The sequence below is a fragment of the Microcoleus sp. B13-B6 genome (assembly GCF_036705405.1).
Taxonomy (GTDB): Bacteria; Cyanobacteriota; Cyanobacteriia; order Cyanobacteriales; family Microcoleaceae; genus Microcoleus.
In genome coordinates, this window is the sequence record NZ_JAUBUJ010000007.1 from 22918 (window position 1) to 44327 (window position 21410).

The 21410-nt window shown below is 43.7% G+C and carries 21 protein-coding genes, 1 rRNA gene and 1 pseudogene; 10 read left to right on the plus strand and 13 right to left on the minus strand.

Going from position 1 to position 21410, the window contains the following annotated elements; genetic code table 11:
* Positions 1–152 precede the first annotated feature (152 nt).
* A 5S ribosomal RNA gene (rrf, locus tag QUB35_RS04960) occupies positions 153–269 on the plus strand.
* Between the two features lie 64 nt (positions 270–333).
* On the opposite strand, the gene QUB35_RS04965 is transcribed toward rrf, so the two are convergent.
* Complete coding sequence (locus QUB35_RS04965) at positions 334–927, minus strand: hypothetical protein (protein WP_333139927.1); 594 nt, start codon at positions 925–927, stop codon at positions 334–336.
* Positions 914–1084 carry a hypothetical protein gene (locus tag QUB35_RS04970; RefSeq protein ID WP_333139929.1) on the minus strand — a complete coding sequence of 57 codons (171 nt, stop codon included), beginning with the start codon at positions 1082–1084 and terminating at the stop codon, positions 914–916. Before QUB35_RS04970 ends, QUB35_RS04965 begins: the two co-directional genes overlap by 14 nt.
* 501 nt (positions 1085–1585) lie before the next feature.
* On the opposite strand from QUB35_RS04970, the gene QUB35_RS04975 reads away from it, so the two are divergent.
* Positions 1586–1798 (plus strand): DUF2283 domain-containing protein, encoded by a 213-nt coding sequence (locus QUB35_RS04975; RefSeq protein ID WP_333140085.1) that lies wholly within the window; start codon positions 1586–1588, stop codon positions 1796–1798.
* Positions 1799–1838: 40 nt separating this feature from the next.
* Positions 1839–2249: a transcriptional regulator gene (locus QUB35_RS04980; protein ID WP_333139931.1), complete on the plus strand. Its 411-nt coding sequence runs from the start codon at positions 1839–1841 to the stop codon at positions 2247–2249.
* A 35-nt stretch (positions 2250–2284) separates the two neighbouring features.
* Here QUB35_RS04980 and QUB35_RS04985 read toward each other — a convergent pair whose 3' ends face one another.
* From QUB35_RS04985 to vapB, 5 genes are all read right to left on the minus strand, one after another.
* Positions 2285–2503, minus strand: coding sequence for a hypothetical protein (locus QUB35_RS04985; RefSeq protein WP_333139933.1), 219 nt, complete (start codon positions 2501–2503; stop codon positions 2285–2287).
* Positions 2504–2956: 453 nt separating this feature from the next.
* The gene (locus QUB35_RS04990; protein ID WP_333139934.1) at positions 2957–3244 is read right to left on the minus strand and encodes a hypothetical protein; all 288 of its coding nucleotides are present in this window, start codon (positions 3242–3244) and stop codon (positions 2957–2959) included.
* An 85-nt stretch (positions 3245–3329) separates the two neighbouring features.
* Positions 3330–3755 (minus strand): hypothetical protein, encoded by a 426-nt coding sequence (locus QUB35_RS04995; protein ID WP_333139936.1) that lies wholly within the window; start codon positions 3753–3755, stop codon positions 3330–3332.
* A 173-nt stretch (positions 3756–3928) separates the two neighbouring features.
* The gene (locus QUB35_RS05000) at positions 3929–4315 is read right to left on the minus strand and encodes a hypothetical protein (protein ID WP_333139938.1); all 387 of its coding nucleotides are present in this window, start codon (positions 4313–4315) and stop codon (positions 3929–3931) included.
* A gap of 55 nt (positions 4316–4370) precedes the next feature.
* Positions 4371–4583: a type II toxin-antitoxin system VapB family antitoxin gene (vapB, locus tag QUB35_RS05005; RefSeq protein ID WP_333139940.1), complete on the minus strand. Its 213-nt coding sequence runs from the start codon at positions 4581–4583 to the stop codon at positions 4371–4373.
* 307 nt (positions 4584–4890) lie between these two features.
* On the opposite strand from vapB, the gene nadC reads away from it, so the two are divergent.
* A complete protein-coding gene (nadC, locus tag QUB35_RS05010) occupies positions 4891–5775 on the plus strand; it encodes a carboxylating nicotinate-nucleotide diphosphorylase (RefSeq protein ID WP_333139942.1) in 885 nt (294 codons plus the stop codon).
* Between the two features lie 318 nt (positions 5776–6093).
* Here the strand turns inward: nadC and QUB35_RS05015 are convergent, their stop codons facing one another.
* The gene (locus QUB35_RS05015; protein WP_333139944.1) at positions 6094–7122 is read right to left on the minus strand and encodes a C39 family peptidase; all 1029 of its coding nucleotides are present in this window, start codon (positions 7120–7122) and stop codon (positions 6094–6096) included.
* Positions 7123–7608: 486 nt separating this feature from the next.
* Positions 7609–8931 carry a pitrilysin family protein gene (locus QUB35_RS05020; protein ID WP_333139946.1) on the minus strand — a complete coding sequence of 441 codons (1323 nt, stop codon included), beginning with the start codon at positions 8929–8931 and terminating at the stop codon, positions 7609–7611.
* A gap of 247 nt (positions 8932–9178) precedes the next feature.
* Here QUB35_RS05020 and QUB35_RS05025 point away from each other — a divergent pair, with 247 nt between their 5' ends.
* From QUB35_RS05025 to QUB35_RS05050, 6 genes are all read left to right on the plus strand, one after another.
* Positions 9179–10081: a hypothetical protein gene (locus QUB35_RS05025; protein ID WP_333139948.1), complete on the plus strand. Its 903-nt coding sequence runs from the start codon at positions 9179–9181 to the stop codon at positions 10079–10081.
* A gap of 178 nt (positions 10082–10259) precedes the next feature.
* Positions 10260–10928: a hypothetical protein gene (locus QUB35_RS05030; protein ID WP_333139950.1), complete on the plus strand. Its 669-nt coding sequence runs from the start codon at positions 10260–10262 to the stop codon at positions 10926–10928.
* Between the two features lie 44 nt (positions 10929–10972).
* The gene (locus QUB35_RS05035; RefSeq protein ID WP_333139952.1) at positions 10973–11845 is read left to right on the plus strand and encodes an ABC transporter permease; all 873 of its coding nucleotides are present in this window, start codon (positions 10973–10975) and stop codon (positions 11843–11845) included.
* A gap of 386 nt (positions 11846–12231) precedes the next feature.
* The gene (locus QUB35_RS05040) at positions 12232–12441 is read left to right on the plus strand and encodes a DUF2997 domain-containing protein (protein ID WP_333140087.1); all 210 of its coding nucleotides are present in this window, start codon (positions 12232–12234) and stop codon (positions 12439–12441) included.
* A gap of 40 nt (positions 12442–12481) precedes the next feature.
* Positions 12482–12868, plus strand: a complete 387-nt coding sequence (locus tag QUB35_RS05045; protein WP_242716193.1) for a DUF1257 domain-containing protein — start codon at positions 12482–12484, stop codon at positions 12866–12868.
* Between the two features lie 77 nt (positions 12869–12945).
* Positions 12946–13410 carry a ferredoxin gene (locus tag QUB35_RS05050; protein ID WP_333139955.1) on the plus strand — a complete coding sequence of 155 codons (465 nt, stop codon included), beginning with the start codon at positions 12946–12948 and terminating at the stop codon, positions 13408–13410.
* Between the two features lie 421 nt (positions 13411–13831).
* On the opposite strand, the gene QUB35_RS05055 is transcribed toward QUB35_RS05050, so the two are convergent.
* The 4 genes and pseudogenes from QUB35_RS05055 to QUB35_RS05070 all read right to left on the minus strand — a co-directional run bounded on the left by QUB35_RS05055 (position 13832) and on the right by QUB35_RS05070 (position 21360).
* On the minus strand, positions 13832–14113 hold the full coding sequence (locus QUB35_RS05055) for a YiaA/YiaB family inner membrane protein (RefSeq protein WP_333139957.1): 282 nt from the start codon (positions 14111–14113) through the stop codon (positions 13832–13834).
* A gap of 363 nt (positions 14114–14476) precedes the next feature.
* Positions 14477–14614 (minus strand): annotated as a pseudogene (locus tag QUB35_RS05060) (Uma2 family endonuclease); the annotation flags it as partial.
* Between the two features lie 120 nt (positions 14615–14734).
* Complete coding sequence (locus tag QUB35_RS05065; protein WP_333139959.1) at positions 14735–16912, minus strand: C1 family peptidase; 2178 nt, start codon at positions 16910–16912, stop codon at positions 14735–14737.
* A 50-nt stretch (positions 16913–16962) separates the two neighbouring features.
* Entirely contained in the window at positions 16963–21360 is a 4398-nt protein-coding gene (locus QUB35_RS05070) for an nSTAND1 domain-containing NTPase (protein ID WP_333139961.1), read from the minus strand.
* Between the last annotated feature and the right edge of the window lie 50 nt (positions 21361–21410).

Sequence of the window (21410 nt, forward strand, 5' to 3'; positions counted from 1 at the left end):
CTGTTTCGGGCGATCGAAAAAAACTTTTGACTTTGGGGTTGACAGACCGGGGAAAACTTGATACAGTAATTAAGTCGAGCGAAAGAGATGCAGCGCATCAAGCTTAACATTAAGCTAAACGCAGACACAGGATTAAAAGTTTTCAAAGCTTTCCTGGTGCTTATGATGTAATGGAACCACTCCGATCCATCCCGAACTCGGTTGTTAAACGTTGCTATGGCGAAGATACTCGGCGGGTCACTGCCCGGTAAAATAGCTCAGTGCCAGGTTAATAATAAATTAAAGCTCTTTTCCCGCAACAACGGAAAAGGGCTTTAGTTTTTGGGTGAGTTATTAGTCGTTATCTTGGATACTCAATAGATCGATCAATGGCTTGAGATCGAGATACATTGTACGATAAGGCACTGATGATGGTAAAGACTCATTAGGATCGACAAATTGAAAACCAAACTTCTCGTAAAAGCCAGATGCGTCATAGGGAGGAGTAGTATCCGGGTCGTAAAGTGCGTCAACGGTCATAAAGCGCACGCCAACTGTAGGTGAAATCTCCGCTGCAACGTACTCTACTGCCCATTCAACTAGACGGCGACCGGCTCCTTTCGCACGTCTATCTACCGCTAGTAAACCAATCTTGATAGCTGGAAACGACTGGTACTGAACGCCTTCGTCAAGCAGGATTTGTTCGGCTAATTCCAGTTTATCTGTGAGTAGGGTGATGTAACCTGCCAAACTGTCTTCACAGCGTAAAATCCAGCATTGACTGATACGAGCATCTATATCTCGCTGAATGCGTCCTTGTCGCCAGTAGGTGACAAACTCACCCCGCAGACAACGAAACCCCTGACCAGAAATGGTAAGCTCGGAGGTTAAATGCTCGACAGGCAGATCGGAAAAATCAACTCCCGCAAACTTACTACTTGGCGGCATTGGCAGTTGTCCGACGATGGCGACGAGCGGCAATCCGTTTAGCTAAAGCTAAAGCAGCTTCATTTGCAACATAACCGCCAGTCTTAAGCGCATGAGCAAGTTTTTGAACTTCGCTACCTGAGACTGGCTTGGAAACTGTATGCAGTGGGTACTTCATAAAAAAACTCGGTAAGTGGGAAACTCAGAGTCTTTAGACCTGAGAGGGAAACGACACGAGCGGTTTCAATCGCCTTGAATCTTTCTTGTCATTACCGCCTTGGAGTTACTTAGTTCGGTGTACTTTTGTAATGCACTTTCGACGAGACAGTTATCGTCTCAAACCTTGTAACCCTGTACGCATAATGTTGCTCTTGTGGAGCCTCCCTTGCGGGGTAATGTTCGCTTCGCCAATGTTATCAGGGCTTGTTAGGCTAGCAGCACTGTCTCAGTGACCTTGAAACTGTTTAACTACTAGCGACAGGGCAGGGGACTAGCGTCGCATCCACAGGGTGTCGTGACCTAAATAACGTAGACCTCGAAGGTCTTAGGCTGGTCAGAATGGCTTACTTGATTTCTCTTGCAAGCCCAATCTCTTTAGAGTTGGGTTCCTGACTACGAAACCTGATTCACTAACTCTATTGTAGTATACATTCTATTTTTGAGGTAAAAGTTTAGGAAGATTAGTTATGATTCCGAAATTGATGCTCTCTACATTAGACTTGTAGAAGGTAAGCATCAGTGTCGCACTTTACAGTTAACTGACGAAATTACTTTAAATATTGGGGAAAATGAGTTATTGGTAGGGATAGAAGTTTTAGAGGCTACACAGGTTTTAGGTAGTGGAAATGTACCTAATGTAGTGCTAGAAAATATAGCTTTTACTGTAGCTTAAATAGGGAAAGCAATCGCTACCTGTGTCAATCTAAGTAAGGATGAGTGGAAAAATGATCCGTACTTTTGATGCAAAATCTTATACAGATTTACTTGTTCGGTATCAACCAAAACCGATCGCAAATGAAGCAGAAAACGAGGCCGCGATCGCTCTCGCTTGCGAACTGGAACACCGCCCTATGCGATCGCTGGAGGAAGAGCTATTTCTGGAGCTTTTGATAACGCTGATTGAAAAATTTGAATCTGAAAATTATCCGATTCCGGCAGGAAATGCTGCTTCAATGTTGCAACATTTAATGGATGCGAGAAATTTGGAGAAATCTGATTTGATTCCTGTTTTGGGAACGGAAACAGAGGTTGATAAAGTTTTTGTTAGCAGAAGGGCGATCGAAATAGATGAAGCCAGAAAATTAGCTGATTTTTTCCAAGTTGATATGAGTTTGTTTCTTTAAGTGCGAGCTGCTACTTGTTGAGTAGGAGCTACCGATCAAAGAATTGAATCCAAAATTTCTGGGGTCAATCCTCGCGCTTGAGCATTCCGACTAATCTCACTCATTACCTCCTCTAGGGGTCTTTTGCATCGAATTGCATCACTAAGTTTCAGGCTAAGTAATGCCTCCAATTTACGACGCTCTTCCTCAGAAGCAGCCTCAAAGATTCTGGCAACCTCAGCATTAACGCGAATTGCGATCGTTTTGGTTTGCATGATGGTTATGTGATGTTTTAATGACTGTTTTCAAATAAGCTAGAATGGCGGGGGAATCGAACCATATTTTAATACAATCATAACCAGCGATCGCCCTTAATTTTAGCAGTCAATAGTGGGCGATCGCCTTCCGCCTTCTTCATAGTCCGAATCGCGGGCAAAAGTTACGGCCTAAACTGTGCTATATCTCAGACCAATTTCTCGAAGCAATTGACTCAAATTCTCCTTGTCAGATTCATTATAGAACATACCTACTACCTCTTTCAAATTAGACAAGTCCTTCCTATATTGCTCGTCAGATAGCTGGGACACTAATTGCGCCGGGGAATTTTTTACTAAATCTTGTCCATTAGATAAGATATTTACAACATCTTTCAACTTAGACAAGTTCTTACTGTATTTCTCGTTAGATAAAATATCTACTGCATATTTTAATTGAGAAGATTGGTTTTTCTACTTATCATTAGAAACAAGTTCGCCTAACTTCTCATCATTAGAGGTGATAGCTACTAAATCTTGTAAATTAGATAAATTCGTAGCGTACTTCTCGTCAGATAAAATCTCAACTACCTTTTTCAACTCAGACAACTCCTTCTTCTGCTTATCGTCACAGAGCAGTGAGCATAATTTTATTTCCGTCTTTAAAAATCTTGCTAAATCTTTGTAATCGCTCGATTTGTTTGTCCAGAGAAGCCGTCCGTCAGTAAAAACGACCCGGGAGCATCTCACTTTTTCAGCCAAGCTAGAAATTGGAGTTTTGAGGCAGGAGGCAGGAGGCAGAAGGCAGTAGGAAAGAGGAAGAAGGAGGGAGCTAGAAGAAGTTTTTTTACAAATATGAGATGCTCCCAACGACCCCCGCATTTGTCAAGAAACCACTGGTGTCTATCAAAGCGATTACCTTTTCATCTGGGTAAACAGATAGCCATGCAGACAGCGCATTTGATAGTTTATCTAAGGGAATATTAGGAGCGGAAAAACTATTATCCGATTTGTATTTATCGCGTACATTCTTTTGAATAAATTCTCCAAAATCACCCGGAACGGTATTTTCAGTATAGGTGTAGGTTCGAGTTTCTAACTGGTGCAGCACCGATGAATCCCGTGTCTTTCCACTTTTGAGAAATAACCAAATCACAAATGCTGTACCCGATGCAACAAAAGCTGGACCGGCGGTGATTAAACTGAGTCCACCAAGAGCCGAGATGGTGGTAGTGATAGCAGCAGCACCCGATAATGTACCCGTTACTCCCAAAGCACTTGCAGCAGTCCAAGCAGCTAAAACAGTTGCAGTACCGGCGAATGTTCCTGTAGCAAATGCAATTCCCAGATTTTTTTGTTCTTCGCTGCCTGAAGTGCAGCGAGGAGCAACGACGAGCGAATTTGTAGGAGTTCAGGTGAGCTTATTTTTGCTGTGGTTGGTTACTTCTATTTCCCGCTTGTCTTGCTTGAAACAGAGTTTTGCCACGCCTTCGCTTGCTCAACAAACATCTCTGGATTGTGTTCCGGCGTTGCAATTAAGGCTGCTTCGATGTTTGACCACGGAACGAACAAGTCAGAACCTGACATGGTAAGGCTAATCCAATCTATCAATGTCAATCGAATACCATTACCATCAACGGCTTGCACTTCGCCTACATAACTACGGAGAGGCGCTGTGCCCTCACGAAGCGTTAAAGCAACCCAAAATCCGGCTGCAATAGTCTGGTCTTTGTATTTTTCAATCGCCACTTTGATTTCTGTGTTCCTTAGTAAAGTCATCCCTATCATTATAGCACCAACACCTAACCTCACTATACATTGAATGCCATTCATTCATTAACTATGTTGTTGCAATACTTCCTCTAACTCCGATAATGAGTTTTGTAAGTTAAGTTTCCCTAAGTGGCTCATCAAAGTCATCAGGTAGCGGTAGAACAAACATTCCTTTCATTGTTCCGGCAACTAAACGCTTCTTTGTCGGCTTTTTTTGAGTGGAGTTTTTAGCCTGCTTTTCTATCAAAAACTCAATGTAATGAAGCACTTCTGTCTGAAGTGACTCAGGGAGTTCTGCTAATTTTTCTAAAATGACTGGCTGTATCATGGTTTCTGCTCGCGATCGATACCCATCTACTCCATTAAAGCACCCACACCCAAAGTCAGCCACAGAATACCCCATTATTTAGATTTCTGGACGCACTCGAACCAAAGAAACCGGGTTTTTTTACGAAAAGAGCGTTCCCGCCCGCAGATTCGCTAAAAAACCCGGTTTCTGGACCCCCATGCGTAAGTCCTAATCTAGTAGAATCGCCCCCGCACTAACACAATCATCATTTTGCAACTTGCCTAAAATTACCCGATCGACTATTCTTCCTAGTAGATATGATCTTGATATAACAACCAACAAAAACATGACAGCAATATTACCGCCTTGGATAGTTTTAGACTCCCTATTGCACAACTGGCTACTAGAAGATATCGGTAGGGGCGATCGCACAACATCGGCCTTATTTCCCGCAAACAGCATCCAGGGTACTGCTAAATGGATAGTCAAAGAAGCGGGAGTCATTGCCGGATTGCCAATTGCCGATCGCACATTTAAACTTTTAGACAGCAGCCTCAGTTTCATCCCCCAAGTACCAGAAGGGAAACTGTGCGAAAAAGGAGAAGTAATTGCCGAGATTTCCGGCAATTTCGATGCGCTGCTAACCGGAGAAAGAGTAGCATTAAACTTGGCAATGCGTTTGAGCGGCATCGCTACTTTGACTCAGAAATATGTTGACAAAATTGCCGATTTGCCAGTGCAATTAGTGGATACGCGCAAGACAACGCCCGGATTGAGATTGTTGGAAAAATACGCAACTCAAGTCGGCGGTGCTTGCAATCACCGGATGGGATTAGATGACGCGGTGATGATTAAAGACAATCACATTGCGGCGGCTGGGGGAATTGCAGAGGCGATCGCCCTAATCCGCAATTCTATCCCCTATCCGCTGACTATCGAAGTCGAAACCGAAACTCTCGCCGAAGTAGAAACAGCTTTGCAGCACAAAGCCGATATTATCATGTTAGATAATATGTCCTGTGATTTGATGCGGCAGGCTGTGGCAATAATTCGCCAAAAGAGCGATCGGGTCAAAATTGAAGCTTCCGGCAATGTTACTTTAGAAACAATTAGAAGCGTAGCCGAAACCGGAGTGGACTATATTTCTACCAGTGCTCCGATTACGCGATCGACTTGGTTGGATTTGAGCATGAAAATTAATAGTAATACCCGCAGTCCGGCAGGGGTTTAAACCCCTGCCTCAAAGCTGAAGTCCTCTAAAAGAGGACTAATAGACATCTCCAAAAAAGAACTTGAAACCCAAGTCAAGCCTAAGCTAAAATCTAATTTCGGGAGAAGTCTAATGAATTATTCAGTCCTCTTTTAGAGGACTTTCGCTATGAGCCAGGGGTTTAAACCCCTGGCGGTATTTGGGGCCCGATCGATATTTCGGCTGAAGTTGATACCAATGGGCAAGGCCGTGTCCGACCTTGCTGAGAGTCAACTGTTAACTATTGGTTAGTTATTACCAATAACCAATAACCAATAACCACTAACTACTAACAAATTACTACTTAGAGATAAAATGAACCCAAAAATTTCCGTCAGGTATACAGAGGCTGCGGATTAAGCGGTAAGTATAGTGCAAGTAAGCACCGCTGACACTTGTATCGTAGCCAGTTCGGAACCACTCGCCATAGGGATCGTGGACGAAGAATCCCTCGCTGTCGTAGCCTGATGCAACTATAATGTGACCGAAAGACGTGAAGTATCCGTGGATGACAGCGGGATTTCCGCTGGCTAGCCAATCTTGAACGTCATCAATAGTTGCATTCTCGGTAAAGAAATCTTGAGCGCCGTAATCTCTAACAATCTTTGCTAAATCGTAGGGGTCCCAGCGACTGTAACCTTTGGCGATCGCATATTCGTAAAGTTCGTCTTCATATTGCCCGGTTTGTTTGCGCCGTGGCACCCTCAAAAAGTCCATACACATCGCTAATGAAGTTACATTGCAAGAACCTGTAGGATTGTTGAAGTTATCCATTTGCGATAGATAAGGAATGCCCAGCCTGACAGTTGGGGGATTCGGTTTCGGAAAAAGCAGAATGCTGTCTTGAGTAATTTGAGCGTGTCCTCCGAAAACATACCAAACCCCTGAACCTTTGAAAGACTCGTTGCGGAGAGCAACTCGGATGTGACCGCGAGCCGGAGCAAAAGCCAGGATCTCCAACTCTTTTCCGGCTGGTATTACTTGTTTTTCTGAGTCCTGAAGTTGAGAAGACGCGACCGGTTTTGATTTAAAAATGGTGTCTCTGAGCGTTTTCAGGATCAGGGGCTGTGTGGGAATGTCCTCTGGTTTGGTTTCGATCAGCTTTTTGGCTGTGACTGCTCCCAAAAAACCCGCTTCGCCGCACTTCATCAGAGTTTGAAATCGGTGGAGGGTGGCGGTAGAGAGAGGGCCAAAAATTCCGTCTACAGGAGGCTTCAGTAAACCTAGGTCAATGAGGCGGCTTTGAATTTGGCCACTGAGTTCGTCGTCTGCAGCGATTGCTTTGGCATCGTACCTAATGTTTGAGTTGAGAAAGTTTTGTAATTTCATGCTTGCGTGCGTGCCCCTGTCAATCGATTTTAGATTTTAGATTTTAGATTTTAGAATTACGACCGCAGATAAATCCGGTGGCCCCATACCAAATTGCTCGATTGTCAATAATACCCTGTTTATCGTCTCATAAAATTACGGTAATTTTTCCGCTCAATCGATTTTAGATTTTAGATTTTAGATTTTAGAATTACGATCGCCAATAAACCCGGTTTTCCTAGACTAAATTGCTGGCTCGTCAATAATTCCCAGTTTATCGTCTCATAAAATTACGGTAATTTTACCGATCGCCCGTACCTTAAAGGCTTCATACTAATTATTGGATACAAAACCTTCAAGGCGAGAGCCGATCGAATTTCACGCACTATTGACTAAAAATCCCTGGTGCGCGTTGACATTGTTTCTACCGAATTCCGAATGCCGTTGGATGCCTCAAAAGCAGAAGGATAGCAGAATTGCCCTGTTGAGGCGAAGTCCGATTTATGCTTAGTCGGGGCGAATTACCACAACACCCATTGCGTCGGGAGACAGATATTTGACAGCGGCTTCTCGGAGATCCTCGGCAGTCTGAGCTTGGATGCAGGCGGAATAGTTGAGGGCGGGAGCGATATCTCCTACCATCGACTGATAGTAACCGTACAAACTTGCTCGATCGCTCGGAGTTTCGTTACCAAAGATAAACCGATTTGCTACTTGAGTGCGGATGCGGGAAATTTCGGCATCTGTCACCAGTTCGGTTTGGAGAGTGCGGATGTGTTGGACGATGGCTGCTTCCACTGCAGCCAAGTTTTCTGTCGGTAGTTGAGCAGAAATTGAGAATACGCCGCCGAGTCGCTGAGTCATGTTGCTGACCGAAATTGACGACACTAGCCCTTTTTCTTCGCGCAAATCCTGCACCAAGCGAGTTGTGCGGCCGTGTCCCAAAATTGTCGCCAAAACGTCCAGGGCATAAGTTTCGGACATTTCCATGAAACCTGGCACTCGCCACATCACGATCAGTCGGGCTTGCTGAAGGGCAGAGTCTACAAATTCGCGGCGGACTGTTTCTGTAAAGGGCGATTCTTGACCGTAGTTCAGGATTTGGGGCTCAGGGTGAAAGTTGCTGACAGCAGGCACATTTATTTTGTTGTTTTGTGCTGTACTTTTTGCTGCAAAACTGTCTGCGACAATTTCTATTAGTTGATCTACTGGCAAATTGCCTACAGCTACGGCTGTCATGGCCCCTGGGTGATATCTGCTGCTGTGGAAATCCCGCATTTGTTGCGCTGTCAACTGTTCGATTACCGCAGTCGGGCCGAGTACCGGTCGCTTGTAGGGCAGGACTTCAAACGCTAATTCCATCGATCGCTGATAGGTGCGGCGGCGGGGATTGTCTTCCGATCGTCTAATTTCTTCTAACACTACCAGCCTTTCGCGATCGAAGGCGTCGTCGGGAATGCTGGCGTTGAGCAACACATCGACTTGCAGGGGAGCTAGTTCGGCAAAATCTTTAGGAGCTGTGGTGATGTAATAGTTAGTGTAATCTTGGCTGGTGGCAGCATTGGTGACAGCGCCGCGTTGCTCGATCGCGCGCTCAAATTCGCCACTGGGAATGCTGGGAGTTCCCTTAAAAATCATGTGTTCTAAAAAGTGAGCCATGCCGTTAATGTCGTCTGGTTCGACGGCTGAGCCTAAATTGAGCCACACGCTGAGGTTAACAGCATCGACCGGCAAGTGTTCGGCTATAACGGTGAGGCCGTTGGGGAAATGGCGGATTGTTGGGGCGTTGAGGGGCGATCGAGCTGAGGTTTTGAGTAGGGTTGATGTCATTGTGCTTTTAAATTGATCTTGTTCTCTATATCTTAAAGGGTCTTCCGATTTTAGATTTTAGATTTTAGATTTTAGATTGAGCCCACGGCTGATGGTTGCTGGGGATATTGTCGGGGGCGATCGGGAAATCAGTGCAAATCCTAAAAAATCACTTTAATCAAGATATTTATAAATTTTCCGGTTTCCCAATGTTTAGTGGCGTGGATATTTATGTAGGTTGTCACTTCACTCAAGATAAAAAACATTTATGAGCCCAACTACTCGGACAATTAATTACACTAAATGGGGCTTTATTTTAGGTACTCCTATTGCTTTTTTTGCATTTGTTGCTACGGCTGCTACCGTTCCAGAATTTAGATGTAGTATAGATAAAACTGCCGCTCTATGTTCGGAACAACGACAAAATATTGAACTGTATACACAAAGTGAAGCGGGAGAATATTTAGCTGATGTAAAAATTATATTCACCGCTAAAGGTCCACCAGAAACTCAGTATACCGATAATAATGGTTATGTCAAAGTCAGGATTCCCACCAAAGGAGATGTTCGTGTTAATTTGAGTAAGGTAGGTTATCCAACTCAAAATTTTACTATCAACCTCGAAAACGATCAAAGCATAACCAGAATTATTCGATTCACCAAATCTGGTCAACCAATAATTGAGGCTTCATCTCCAACTTCACAATCTCCATCTTCACTTCCATCTCCATCTTCATCTTCATCTCCTTCTTCCGTGCCTCCAACACCTACTGCTACAACTACCGAAGTTAAATGCGAAGATGTGTCTAGGAATGGTAACAATGACTATGACTATGATAACCTAATTAGTGTTGCTAAGCGCACTGAACAACCGAGTAGTTATTTTCAACTTTCGGCATCGAGACCCAAATCTTTTGCCTGTAAAATCATCAACAACTCAGGTGAAATAAAACTAGCTTATGGTTTACCTGACAACTCTAATTTAACTCGTGTATCTGTCAAAATTTACGTGGATGGTATTATCCGAAAAGATTTGGTTTTTGGTCGAGGTCAGGCCATACGTGAGTCACTAGATATTAAAGGTGCATCGGGATATACTATCAATTTTGAAGTTGTCCCCAAAAATGCAGAATTTTCAGGTGATGTCTATAATCTGTTGCCTAAGCCATGAGTGAATCTAGCCTTTAATCTGTCTTAAATATCTCCCTTATTTCTTAGTCCGCGCAGGCGGACTTTGTTTGTATAGTAGCGGTTTCAACCGCCGACTAATCAAGGAAGCAATGAACCCGAATCTGATGCGAGTGCGTTTACGTTAGAATAAATTCAGCAAAAGCATTAGAGAGTTATCTATGACCGCTAAATTAATACACGACAAATCAGTATCTAAAATTGCCGAAAAATACCGACAAGAAGGCTATACAGTATTGGTTGACCCTGAACCCGAACAGATCCCTTTCGATTTAGGGACATATCGTCCAAATTTGATTGTAAAAAAGAACGAAGCCGAAGGTTACATAATCGAATTCAAACGTTCTGCCAGACAAACATCCATAGACAGGTTGAAAGAAATTGCTGAAATAGTCTCTAAAAATACAGGCTGGCGTTTCTTGTTAATTACTGAAGATGCTTTACTGAAAGACGAAGACAATGAAGTCAATCTATTATCTTGGGAACAATTTTTTAGTAGAAAAATACAGGGTGAACGTCTAATTTCATTAGGAGAAAATGAAGGCTCGTTTTTATCACTTTGGGGAACAATTGAAGCACTACTGCGTAGACGAGCTGAGGAAGTTACTATTCCCATTGAAAGATTTCCAACTGTATCTCTGATCAAACATATGTATTCCCAAGGAGAAATTTCAATCGAAGAGTACGATCGAGCAATGCTACTTTTAAGCGTAAGAAACCGATTTATTCATGGATTTGAAGCGCCCGAAGCCAATGAGTCTGTATCTGAATTGCTCGCCCTTGTCAATGAATTAATCAGTTTATGGGCACCACAGTTATCTCAGTCCTAAAAGGTTTGGCAATAAGTCCTGAGTTTTTTTGGTGACAGCATTCGATGGAAAATCTAAAATTGCAGAAAAACTTAATATTTCCACAAGCAGCTTTTCAACGATTTTGGCGATCGACTTCGGGGAAAATCGGCTTAATTTTGACTGTAGCGCTGACGATCGCGGCACTGTTGGCCACCCTACTTTCCCCTTACGATTCGGCGGTCGATCGAGATTATTTGTCGCGCTTGGTGGCTCCTAGCGCTAAACATTGGTTGGGCACCGACGGTTTGGGGCGAGATTTGTTGGTGCGGGTGTGGCACGGATTGGGGATATCTTTACTTGTTAGCCTGGTTTCTGTGGGTGCGGGTTTAATTGTGGGAGCGCTTTTGGGGCTCGTGGCCGGGTATTTTCGGGGGTGGCTGGAAATGGCGATCGGCACTTTGGCGGATATTTTGTTAGCTTTTCCTTCGATTTTACTGGCGATCGGCGTTGTTACCGTCACCGGGCCGAGCCTGCAAAGCGTAATTATCGCCGTCAGCCTCGTGCAAATTCCAATTTACATCCGCTTAACTCGCAGTATGGTGCTGTCTCTGCGGGAACAAGAATTTGTTTTGGCTGTCAAGGCCTTGGGCGCCAGCGACTTACGGATTATTTTTCGCCACATTTTGCCGGGAAGTCTCGCGCCTCTAGTTGTACAAGCAACTCTTTCGACTGGTACCGCGACACTAGAAGCAGCCGGTTTGGGTTTTTTGGGTTTGGGCGCACAGCCGCCGGTTCCTGAGTTGGGGACAATGCTTTCTGATGCTTTTAAGGGCGGATACGCTCTTTCCTCTCCTTGGACTATTTTGTTTCCCGGTTTGCTGATTACCTTGACTGTTCTTGGTTTCAACCTTTTGGGGGATGGCCTGCGAGACGTTTTAGACCCCAGAGGGAATTAGAGGGGAAGTGGGGGAATTTATATTTTTGCGTTTTGCCTTCTGCCTTTTACCTTCTGCCTTCTGCCCTCTGCGCCCTCTGCGCCCTCTGCGGTTCATCCCCTCTTCCTTCCTCCTCCCTCTAAAATCTAAAATCTAAAATCTAAAATCTAAAATCGACCGACTTGACTGCTGTCACGATCTACGCGAAACTTTACATACAACTGATGTATTGCTTCTACATATTAATAAGTTCTGTTAAGTTGTGACTCAAAACCTATCAATTCGTCAAAATTGATATAGCGCTTTGTCAGTCAGCCAACTCTCAAGAAGCTACTTCAGGAGGCATCGTCCCTGGCTTGCTGGTGTCGGTGTCTGTTCTCAATATTCCTATTCAGTCAGCCCGCATTATGGAAACACTAGAGTTTGTGATCTATCCAGATGGCCGCGTACAGGAAACCGTCACCGGCATTGTCGGTGCTTCCTGTGCTGAGGTAACGGCTGCAATTGAAGCTCAGCTCGGCGTGGTGCTTCACCAAGAGTCAACATCTGAATATTTCGCGCAAGCGCTGCATCAGTCAGCCGAAGCGACGGCCCAAGTGGCTTTTAGCGATTGGTAATTTTTTTTGTTGAGTTCACTTAAATTTTTTTGGAATCACCATGTCACACTTTAGCCAAATTAAGACCCAGATCCGCAATTTGAATTCTTTGGAAGCTGCTTTAACTGACTTGGGTATCGACTGGAAGTCGGGCCCAACTGAGGTGCGCGGCTATCGCGGCCTAACCAGCACCGCTGAGGTTGTCATTGAGCAAAAAAACGGCTACGACGTAGGTTTTAGCTGGAACGGGACTGAGTATGAATTGGTGGCTGACTTGCAGTTTTGGCAGCAAGCTTGGTCTGTAGACCGTTTTCTGAATAAGGTGACTCAGCGCTACGCTTACCATACTGTGGTGAATGAAAGCGCTAAGCAGGGTTTCCAAATTTCTGAGCAAAAGCAAAATCAAGACGGTTCGCTCCGCTTGGTGGTGCAACGCTGGTGCGCTTAATAATTTTTCGAGATTTTTGCAATCTTGTCTCATCAAAGTCCGCCTGCGCGGACTTATTTACTATTGTGGGGGTCTAAATGTCTGAGCTTTCTGGACTCGGAATAGATACAGCAATCGATCGCTCTGGTTTAGAGCCGGAGTTGGGGGGATTTTTGCGGGATGCGCCCGATCGCTCTGGTTTGGAACCGGAGTTGGGCGGCGTGTTGCGCCAAAAAGGGGTCTATGTTGATGAGATTACCTGCATTGGCTGCAAGCACTGCGCTCACGTTGCTCGCAATACTTTTTATATTGAACCGGATTACGGTCGATCGCGCGTAGTTCGACAAGACGGGGATTCTGAAGAGTTGATTGCTGAGGCGATCGATACTTGTCCGGTGAATTGCATTCACTGGGTGGATTACACCGAACTCAAGAATCTGGAAGAAGAACGCAAGGATCAGGTGATTCCTGTCGTTGGTTTTCCGGTGGATATGGCGACAGTTAAGGCCGGTATTCGCCAGCGACAAAAGAATAAGTTGGGCGATCGTAAGTTCAAAGGTTGATTAACAGTAAGACTTTTGCTGACATTTGCTAACAATCACTTACATTTGCCTTCTTGTCTTTATATCATATAGAATGAATTTAGCCACTCAGATGTAGGTGAAAAACCTTGGTAGTACGCAACCGCTATATAAATAAGTTGCCTCTACATTATCAAAGCAAATAATCAGATTGGCGTGGGGCTGTAAGCGATAACCAAGCTGAAGGCAAGAATATAAGTGCTTGTAGAAATTTCTACGGGCATCGGTTGATACGCCTTGGTTGAGATCAGCTCTCAACTTATGTATTTGTTAGCAAATGTTAGCAAAAAAGTATCGGTAGCCATTGAAATCCCCAATTCACATCCACAGCTTGAAACCTGTGGCTCAAACAACAAAAACAGCCCGCCCGGGCTGTTTGTTGTATACATTGTATAATTCAAGTTTATTTGAGAGGATGGTGCTCAGCGAGAATTTTCTCAACTCTAGCTTCGTCGATTCTGGCAGTTAATGTTGTTGCCTCGTTGTTATCGCGAATGGTTTTTGCTAAAGTAAAAGACGAGCCGACTGAAAAAGTTAAACCCATACCCATAAAAGCTTTTTGCCAGGGGTCTACCTGTAAATAAATGATACCTACAGTAGTTGCGGAAATGGCAACAATAAAAGAAACCCAGCACTGAAGTATCCAAGCATTAGTATCTTTTTGGCGTAGGATTTGTTTTTGCATAGTGCCTCTAGGTCAAATATATCTTTTGGTGGATTAACTTAAAGCATAGAGAGTGCGACTGAAGCGGTCAGGAGAGCAGGGGACAGTTTCGATAAGTGAACAGTGCGATCGGGCTTTTGACTAAAAATTAGAACGCTGTAGATAGGGTTTAAGGCTCAAGGAAGACTGGGTGGGAGTAGACAGTTGGGAAACTGGACTAAGGGAGATTGATTTAGTTGGATTCGTTTTGTTAATTACTAGGGTCGGGGTCGATGGTTGGCTGCTGTATTTGTTGTAGCAAAGCTTGATAACGATGTCGTTCTTGTTCAAGTTGGGCGATCGCTTCTTCTGCACGCTGCCGTTGTTGTTCAGCTTGGGTAGGATGCTGGCAAACAAGATTTCTAGATTTTCTTTAACCGTGACAATCCATCGGAATTGTTTGGTATTGTCTGCTATTGGTTCTCCGTCGCGATCGGGGTAGATGATTTCTGTTTTGGTTTCAGGGGTGAGTTGTTGTACCATGCTGTTTGATGGTTGGGGGTACTGATTTTAGTATAGTTTTTGAGGGTTGGAGGGCTGAGGGGCGATCGCTTTTTTGGGGGGCAAAGGGGCGATCGCGCTTGACATAGCAAACCTTCTATTTTAGGGCTTCTTAGGTCGAGTTGGACTTGGAGTTGGACTTGGAGTTGGACTTGAAGTTGGTTTTGGAGTTGGACTTAAAGTTGTTGTTGCCACGGACTGATTCTTTCCATTAAGTCCTGGAGCGTATGCCCCTAACCCAAAATTTCCAGCCTCAAACCACTCTGCTTTAATTAACGACCACCAATCAGCAGTTAGCCCCTTTAAAACATAATCATAGGGAAGCCAACCATAACCTTTCTGACCCCATTCTGTCCCCCACGAGTTTCTGATTAGGAATGCTCCCGTTGACTTCTTCTTACCATCTGAATGCTTGATTTCTTTGTAGTTATCGTAGCCAACTGCCAAAACCGTATGCCCTCCTATGACTTGATCTCCTTTACTGGGGTAGGGAATACAGCCGCTACTGACGTTCTCTTCATTGTAGATGGAACCATAGACGGTAAATCCGAATATACAGGGAAAATCCGCTGCTAAAACTGCTTGAATTTGAAATAGCAGGATTTCTTTGGTAAGATAGGGGCTATCGAGGCAGAAGTATTTAAGTGTTTTATAGCTTTGGGCATAGGAATAGCAGAATGCTGGCGGCTCTTCATCAAACTTATCTTCCTCATAAGACCAGTATTTTTCAGGGGGAACCCCGAATGCTACCATTGTTTTCATAGTTTCCCGCACAGATGCCCCCACATCGCCCGTAGAGTTCATTAAATTTCGCGCTACTTTATAGAGAAACAGTGGAGAAACACAGGTATATTCGTCTCTAGCTTTTCTGGCAAAGTATTCTAATAAAGCCGCAGCAGCAAAAGCTGTACATGAGTTAATAGAACCTTGGTCTCTAATTGGAGAACACCAAGAGGTTAAGTCCACGAGGCTAGGCAGAATAGCGTAGGGTTTCCGAGCTTTAACCGCCTGATGTTTTTCCCACCAATTTCTGTTAACTAACAGGTTTAATATGGTGACAGGAATAATGTTTTTACCCTTTGTTGAATCCGATACTTCTCTGTTCTCTTGTTCAATAATTTCAAACAAATATGATGGTGAAAATGAATTGGAAAGTTTTTGGTCTCCGCTGAGATTATGTTCGTCAATGTATCCTTTAACAATGACCTGGATAAATTCATAAAATTTTCTTATATTATGGGGTTTTTCTGGGTCGCTATCATCCTGATCTTCTGGCTCTTCTAGTTCTGTCTTTAGGCGATCGGCTACTTTTAAAATGGCTCCTTTAACAGAGGAGTTTTCTAGCTCTTTATCAAATTTTCCCAACTTATTTAATTCTTTTATCAAAGCAGAGTTTAGATCGTTATGAATAGCAAAAGGCGACATCCTTCCAGCTATAACCGATACGAGCGGCTCAACTACATAAAACTCTTTTTGGAACATTTCAAAAAACTTGCCGGGAAACTTACTTTGGGTTTTTTGATTTTCAGGTTCTAAAAGTCCTTCTAAAGCTATTTCCACATTTTTTTTAGAATCTTGGTTAAAATTCGTCCACCAGAATTTAAGAGTATCAAAAATAATCTGAAATGTATCTTCCTGTATCCAAATAGGAATAGGAAGCAAGTTAACTAAAGGAGTATTTTTGTCGGGCTGTGAACATTTAGTGTCGCCAATATAATTACTGATAGCAGTGTAGGTTTCTATCCCGACTATACCATCTTCTCTAATCTTAACTTGTTTTTGGAATTTCTTAACAATCTCTTCTGTCTCCTCATCAAATTCCTCACTAGCCAGCCATTCCCAATATGTTTGCTCGTTAGGAAAAAACTTTTTCGGCAGAAAAAACTCAGGAAGTTGGGGATGAGAACTGAGCAATTGAAAGTAATACTTCAACTGTCTAACCTGTGGACTTTGTTCAATGCCTAGCCTTAAACTTTTGGTATAAACTTTTACTTTGTAAAACGAAGCTTTCTCAAATACTTTGCTCTTTAAGCCAGTCTTTATTTTTTCTAGTTCCTGGTTTCTGGGGAATTCATTTTGCAGACTTTCAATGACTTCGATCAAGTTTTCAGCAATATCTTCAATCGATTTAGTAACTTCGTTTCTTCTGAGATTGCCACTTTTTTTAACTTCCTCACTATCCAAGGGATAATCTCTGGTATCTGGATAGTCAGGTACCCAGCCCAATCCTTGCTTTCTCCAGTCCTTCCCTTGGTTTTTTGCGGTTCCTTGAGTTTCCATTGTTACCTCGATATTTTTCCTGAATTAACTTGAGTAAAAGTGATAAGGAGTTACTTGCAAATATTTTTCAGCCCTTGTGAGTCATTCGGCAAGTAGCCGTGTAAATGTTCGCACCCTCGTTTTAGCAAGCCATCTAGAGTTAAATTTTCTAAATCCCATATAATTATAGTGCTGTCTGAACTACCAGAGATCAAAATTTTACTATTTTTTGGGTGGAAAGTAACAGTATTGACCTTGTCGCTGTGACCTTTGAGAGTGGTGATGAGAGTCCCGTCTAAGTTCCAAAGTTTAATGGTGCGATCTTCGCTAGCAGTAGCGATCGCATCTCCGTCGGGACTGAAACTAACGCTGATAACTGCAGCGCTGTGACCTGTTAGAGTTTTTAATAGATTCCCATTTCTATCCCAGAGTTTTACTGTGTTGTCTTTACTGGCAGTGGCAATTCTGTTACCGTCACGACTAAAACTTACATCTTCAACTCCGGAAGTATGTCCTGGGAGGGTATGTTTCAGTTTTCCATCTAAATGCCAGATTTTTGCGGTTCCATCTTCACTAGCGGTGGCAACACTTTTACCGTCAGGGCTCAAACTAATTTTCAAAATGGGAGATTCATGAGCTGGGAAAGGAGGACGTTTTAACTTGAGATTTGTATCCATAAACCACACAATACCTTGAGTATCGGCAACTGCAATTGTGGAGTTTTTCAGGTCTGTGCTAAAACTGACACTACTATCACCTATAGAGCTACGTCTGGTAAAAATTTGGTCGGGTTTTTCTTGTTTGTATCCTTTCCCTTGCCGAGTCCAAATTTTGACAGTATCATCTCTACTGGTGCTAGCTATTTTCTCGCTATTAGGACTGAAACTCACGCTGTCAACCAAAAGGCGATGTCCCTTTAGGGATTGTTGGAAGTTACCGCTGATATCCCAAAGCTTAATAGTTGCATCTTCACTGGCACTGGCAAATATTTTACCGTCTGGGCTAAAGCTGACATCCATAACTCGGCTGTCGTGAGCTTTGAGATGTGTCAGCAAAGGAAGTTGAATTTGCCAAAGTTTTACCGTTTGATCGTTGCTGGCAGATGCGATAGTTTTTCCATTACGGTTAAAACTCACACTATTGACGCGATCGGTATGTCCTTCTAGGGTTCCTATTTCTTTTCCGCTTGTATCCCAGAGTTGGACTTTGCCATCTAATCTTCCAGCGGCAATTATCTTGCCATCATGGCTGAAAGTTACACTGGTAAATCCGCTCTCTCCTTTTAATTCGCGGATCAATGAACCGTCTGTTTTCTCAAGTTTAACTGTGCCATCTAGACAGGCACTAGCAATTTCACCATTGCTGCTAAAGCTGACACTATAAACCACATCACTGTGCTGTACGACTTTCAGTTTTTTGTTTTTGGCTTTGGGATCGAGAGTCCAGAGTTTCGCAGTTTTATCGCTACTGCCAGTGGATAGCAAATTCCCATCAGGACTAAAGCTCAAGCTGTAAATTAAACCGTTATGAGCCTTGAAGTTGGTTTTTTTATTTTCCTTCAAGTCCCAGATGGTAACAGTACCGTTGTCATCGCCTGTAGCGATTTTATCGCCTTTAGGGTTGAAGGCAACAGCCAAAACTTCCTTACTGTGAAGCAGGGGAGAACCTTTCGGAGTTCCATCTCGATTCCATAGTTTGACTGTTTTGTCGAAACTAGCACTGGCAATTGTTTGGCTGTCGGGACTAAAAGTTACAGAAAAAACTGTTTTGTTGTGCTGGAAATTTTCCTGTAAGGGAATAGATTTTTTCTGATTTCCTTCGAGGTTCCAAAGTTTAACTTTATTGTCATAGCCAGCACTGGCAAGCATTTTACCGTCGGGGCTGAAACTGACGCTTTGGACGTAATTGTTATGAACTTTGATGCGATCGCGCTCTCTTACCCAATAAACTGCTTGTGTTAGGGTTTCCATCACTTGTTGGCGCACTTCCTTATTGCCTGGAACCCAACCAATCTGTTTTAACCTAGTACCTGCTTTTAAAGCTTCAACCAAAGGATCGAGAGAATCTCGATTGAGAATAAATTTGGCTTCTGATGCTTGACTTAAAGCTAGGATTTGACCTCTTTCTGCGTTAATCCAGGCTGTTCCAGTCAGTATAGTCAATCCTGTCACGGCTATTAGGGATGCGATCGCTAACCTCGTTCTTTGCTTTTGAACTCTAACTTTAGCTTCTGTCTCTCTCACTCTTGCCGTTTCTGCATTCACTTTGTCTTCGGCCGCGAGCGCTCTTTCCATCTGAGCTATAGTTTTAGCTCTTTCCTCTTCAGCTCTTGCTGCTTCGACTTTAGCGTTAGCTTCGGCAAGTTCTCGCAGTTGCCGCTGTTGCTCTAATTCATCTTGCACCGCCCGATCGCGCCTACCCACACTCTTCCCCAAAAACTCCCTCTCATCCCCAGTCAAATTCGGCTGCACCCTCTTCTCCCACTCCTCAACCTCCGCCAATCGCGCACCCGTCAACAGCGCATCATCTGACTTACCATAAGTTTCTTCCCACTCCCGACAAGCTATCTCTAAGCGCCGACAAATCCGAATATTCTCCAGATCCTCTTCAATCCAGTCACTCAGTAATTTCCACCGGCACAACAGAGCTTCGTGAGCCACTTCCACCGTGTTTTCATCCACAATAATTAAACGCTGCTGTGCCCCAGCCAACAACCCAATTACCCGCTCTAACTGCTCAGGAGAATCCGCGATCGCCCTTAGTCTATCCCAATCAACCCGGCGGCGCGTTACCTCATTACCTTCACCCAACTGCACCAATTCCATAAACAGTTTGCGTACAAAAGTGCGATCGCCATCACTAAAACTTTGGTAGATCACATTAGCTCGATTTTCCAAAGCTCCCAGAACACCGCCAATTTCTTCATAGCCTTTTTTAGTCAGTAACGGCTCTGCTAATTCCGGTTTTTCCATAATACAAACTCGCCACAACTCCTTCAAAGCATATTGTAACAACGGTAATGCTCCCGGTTGACCGGCCACATCTTGGGCAATTTGGGATACTAACCCTCGCTCAAATTGTACCCCGTGCAGTTCTGCCGGTTTCTCGATCGCCTCTGGCAACTCTTTAATCCCTAGCGACTTCACAATATAAGTTGTAGTCGGAATATGATTGATCAAATTTAAAACTTCTGGATAATTAGCGCAGCGAATTAAAAAATCTCCACGAAGTGCAATAATCATCCGGCTCTTTCGCTCAGTATCATTCATCTCCTTTACGATCAGGCGGATAAAACTCTGTCGCTCGGCTTCATCTTCACAGAGAGTAAATACCTCCTCAAACTGATCTATAAAAATTACAAAAAGCTGATTCTGCTCTCGATGTCGAGCTAGAATATCCACCAGTTTTCCGAGGGGGTGTTTCCCAGGGGTAAAAGATTCAACGGGCCACTTACTGCTACCAGGAATTCTATCCCGACTTAACTGTGGCAGCAATCCCGCTTTTATTAAAGAAGATTTGCCAGAACCAGAATAGCCGATAACAGATAGAAAACGGCTATTTGTCAGGTGGGTAATCAGCGTCCGAACTGCTTCTTCCCGCCCACAAAAATACTTCTCTTGTTCAGCTTCAAAAGCAGAGAGTCCCAGATACGGATTTTGGCGATCGAAATTAATTTCAGTAGCCGAAGTCTCTAGTTGCGGATACGTTACCAGAGTAATGCAGCGGCCCCAGCCCATACGAATCGCTTCTTGCCCCCACTGAGTGCCCTTAAGTTCATTGCTGATATAATCAAATAGGCGATCGCCACTGACCTGCCCATTTCTACTAGCATTTTCCGATGCCAAACCCTTCAGCAAAGCTCCTGTAAAAATGGCGTGCGCTTCCCCAGCCAAAGCTTTTACAGTCTCAAAACTCCGGCAAGCCGTAATTAAATAATAATCCTTTTGTGTACTGAAAGCGGTTAAAGTTTGTTGCACTAGCTGACTTTCAAGAAAATATCCACTATGACAGCAGTCCAACAACATTACCAAACTGCTCAGCTCCGACTTTTTAATTAGCCGATTGAGGCTTGACAAATCAATCCCGTATTTATAATTGACCACCTGTCTTCCCACCATTTCCACCTGACAGTCGGAAGTAGCCAATGCTCCTTTTTGCTCCCCCAAGTTATCAAAAAAAGTCAGACCGTGACCGGCAAAATAAATCAGTACATCACTTTTCGTACCTCGTTCCAAGAGCAAATTTTGCAGAGCTTCACATACCTCATCAGCAGAAACACTTTTTTGCGGTGCTACTTCAAAACGTTGGGTCTCAGCGTTCCAGCGATGTGGCAGTCGAGTAACAGTATACTCGCCATGTTCCTCTAATACCCGTGCGACAACTTCAGCATCAGTAGCCGCTTTAGGGAGGGGTTTGAGGTTGGAGCTTTGATACTGAGCAATACCAATAACAAGGGCGTAACGAGCCATTTAGTTCAACCTGGATTTAAAAAAAATACTGCCTTAGTTGACACGCACCC

Bases quoted from the DNA above. Each gene is read 5' to 3' on its own strand.
- QUB35_RS05070 (WP_333139961.1), bottom strand. From the start codon at position 21,360: ATGGCTCGTTACGCCCTTGTTATTGGTATTGCTCAGTATCAAAGCTCC.
- QUB35_RS05025 (WP_333139948.1), top strand. From the start codon at position 9,179: ATGAGCCCAACTACTCGGACAATTAATTACACTAAATGGGGCTTTATT.
- QUB35_RS05040 (WP_333140087.1), top strand. From the start codon at position 12,232: ATGGAAACACTAGAGTTTGTGATCTATCCAGATGGCCGCGTACAGGAA.
- vapB (WP_333139940.1), bottom strand. From the start codon at position 4,583: ATGATACAGCCAGTCATTTTAGAAAAATTAGCAGAACTCCCTGAGTCA.
- QUB35_RS04965 (WP_333139927.1), bottom strand. From the start codon at position 927: ATGCCGCCAAGTAGTAAGTTTGCGGGAGTTGATTTTTCCGATCTGCCT.
- QUB35_RS04970 (WP_333139929.1), bottom strand. From the start codon at position 1,084: ATGAAGTACCCACTGCATACAGTTTCCAAGCCAGTCTCAGGTAGCGAA.
- QUB35_RS05045 (WP_242716193.1), top strand. From the start codon at position 12,482: ATGTCACACTTTAGCCAAATTAAGACCCAGATCCGCAATTTGAATTCT.
- QUB35_RS05000 (WP_333139938.1), bottom strand. From the start codon at position 4,315: ATGAATGGCATTCAATGTATAGTGAGGTTAGGTGTTGGTGCTATAATG.
- nadC (WP_333139942.1), top strand. From the start codon at position 4,891: ATGACAGCAATATTACCGCCTTGGATAGTTTTAGACTCCCTATTGCAC.
- QUB35_RS05065 (WP_333139959.1), bottom strand. From the start codon at position 16,912: ATGGAAACTCAAGGAACCGCAAAAAACCAAGGGAAGGACTGGAGAAAG.
- QUB35_RS05020 (WP_333139946.1), bottom strand. From the start codon at position 8,931: ATGACATCAACCCTACTCAAAACCTCAGCTCGATCGCCCCTCAACGCC.
- QUB35_RS05055 (WP_333139957.1), bottom strand. From the start codon at position 14,113: ATGCAAAAACAAATCCTACGCCAAAAAGATACTAATGCTTGGATACTT.
- QUB35_RS05015 (WP_333139944.1), bottom strand. From the start codon at position 7,122: ATGAAATTACAAAACTTTCTCAACTCAAACATTAGGTACGATGCCAAA.
- QUB35_RS04980 (WP_333139931.1), top strand. From the start codon at position 1,839: ATGAGTGGAAAAATGATCCGTACTTTTGATGCAAAATCTTATACAGAT.
- QUB35_RS04985 (WP_333139933.1), bottom strand. From the start codon at position 2,503: ATGCAAACCAAAACGATCGCAATTCGCGTTAATGCTGAGGTTGCCAGA.
- QUB35_RS05050 (WP_333139955.1), top strand. From the start codon at position 12,946: ATGTCTGAGCTTTCTGGACTCGGAATAGATACAGCAATCGATCGCTCT.
- QUB35_RS05035 (WP_333139952.1), top strand. From the start codon at position 10,973: ATGGAAAATCTAAAATTGCAGAAAAACTTAATATTTCCACAAGCAGCT.
- QUB35_RS05030 (WP_333139950.1), top strand. From the start codon at position 10,260: ATGACCGCTAAATTAATACACGACAAATCAGTATCTAAAATTGCCGAA.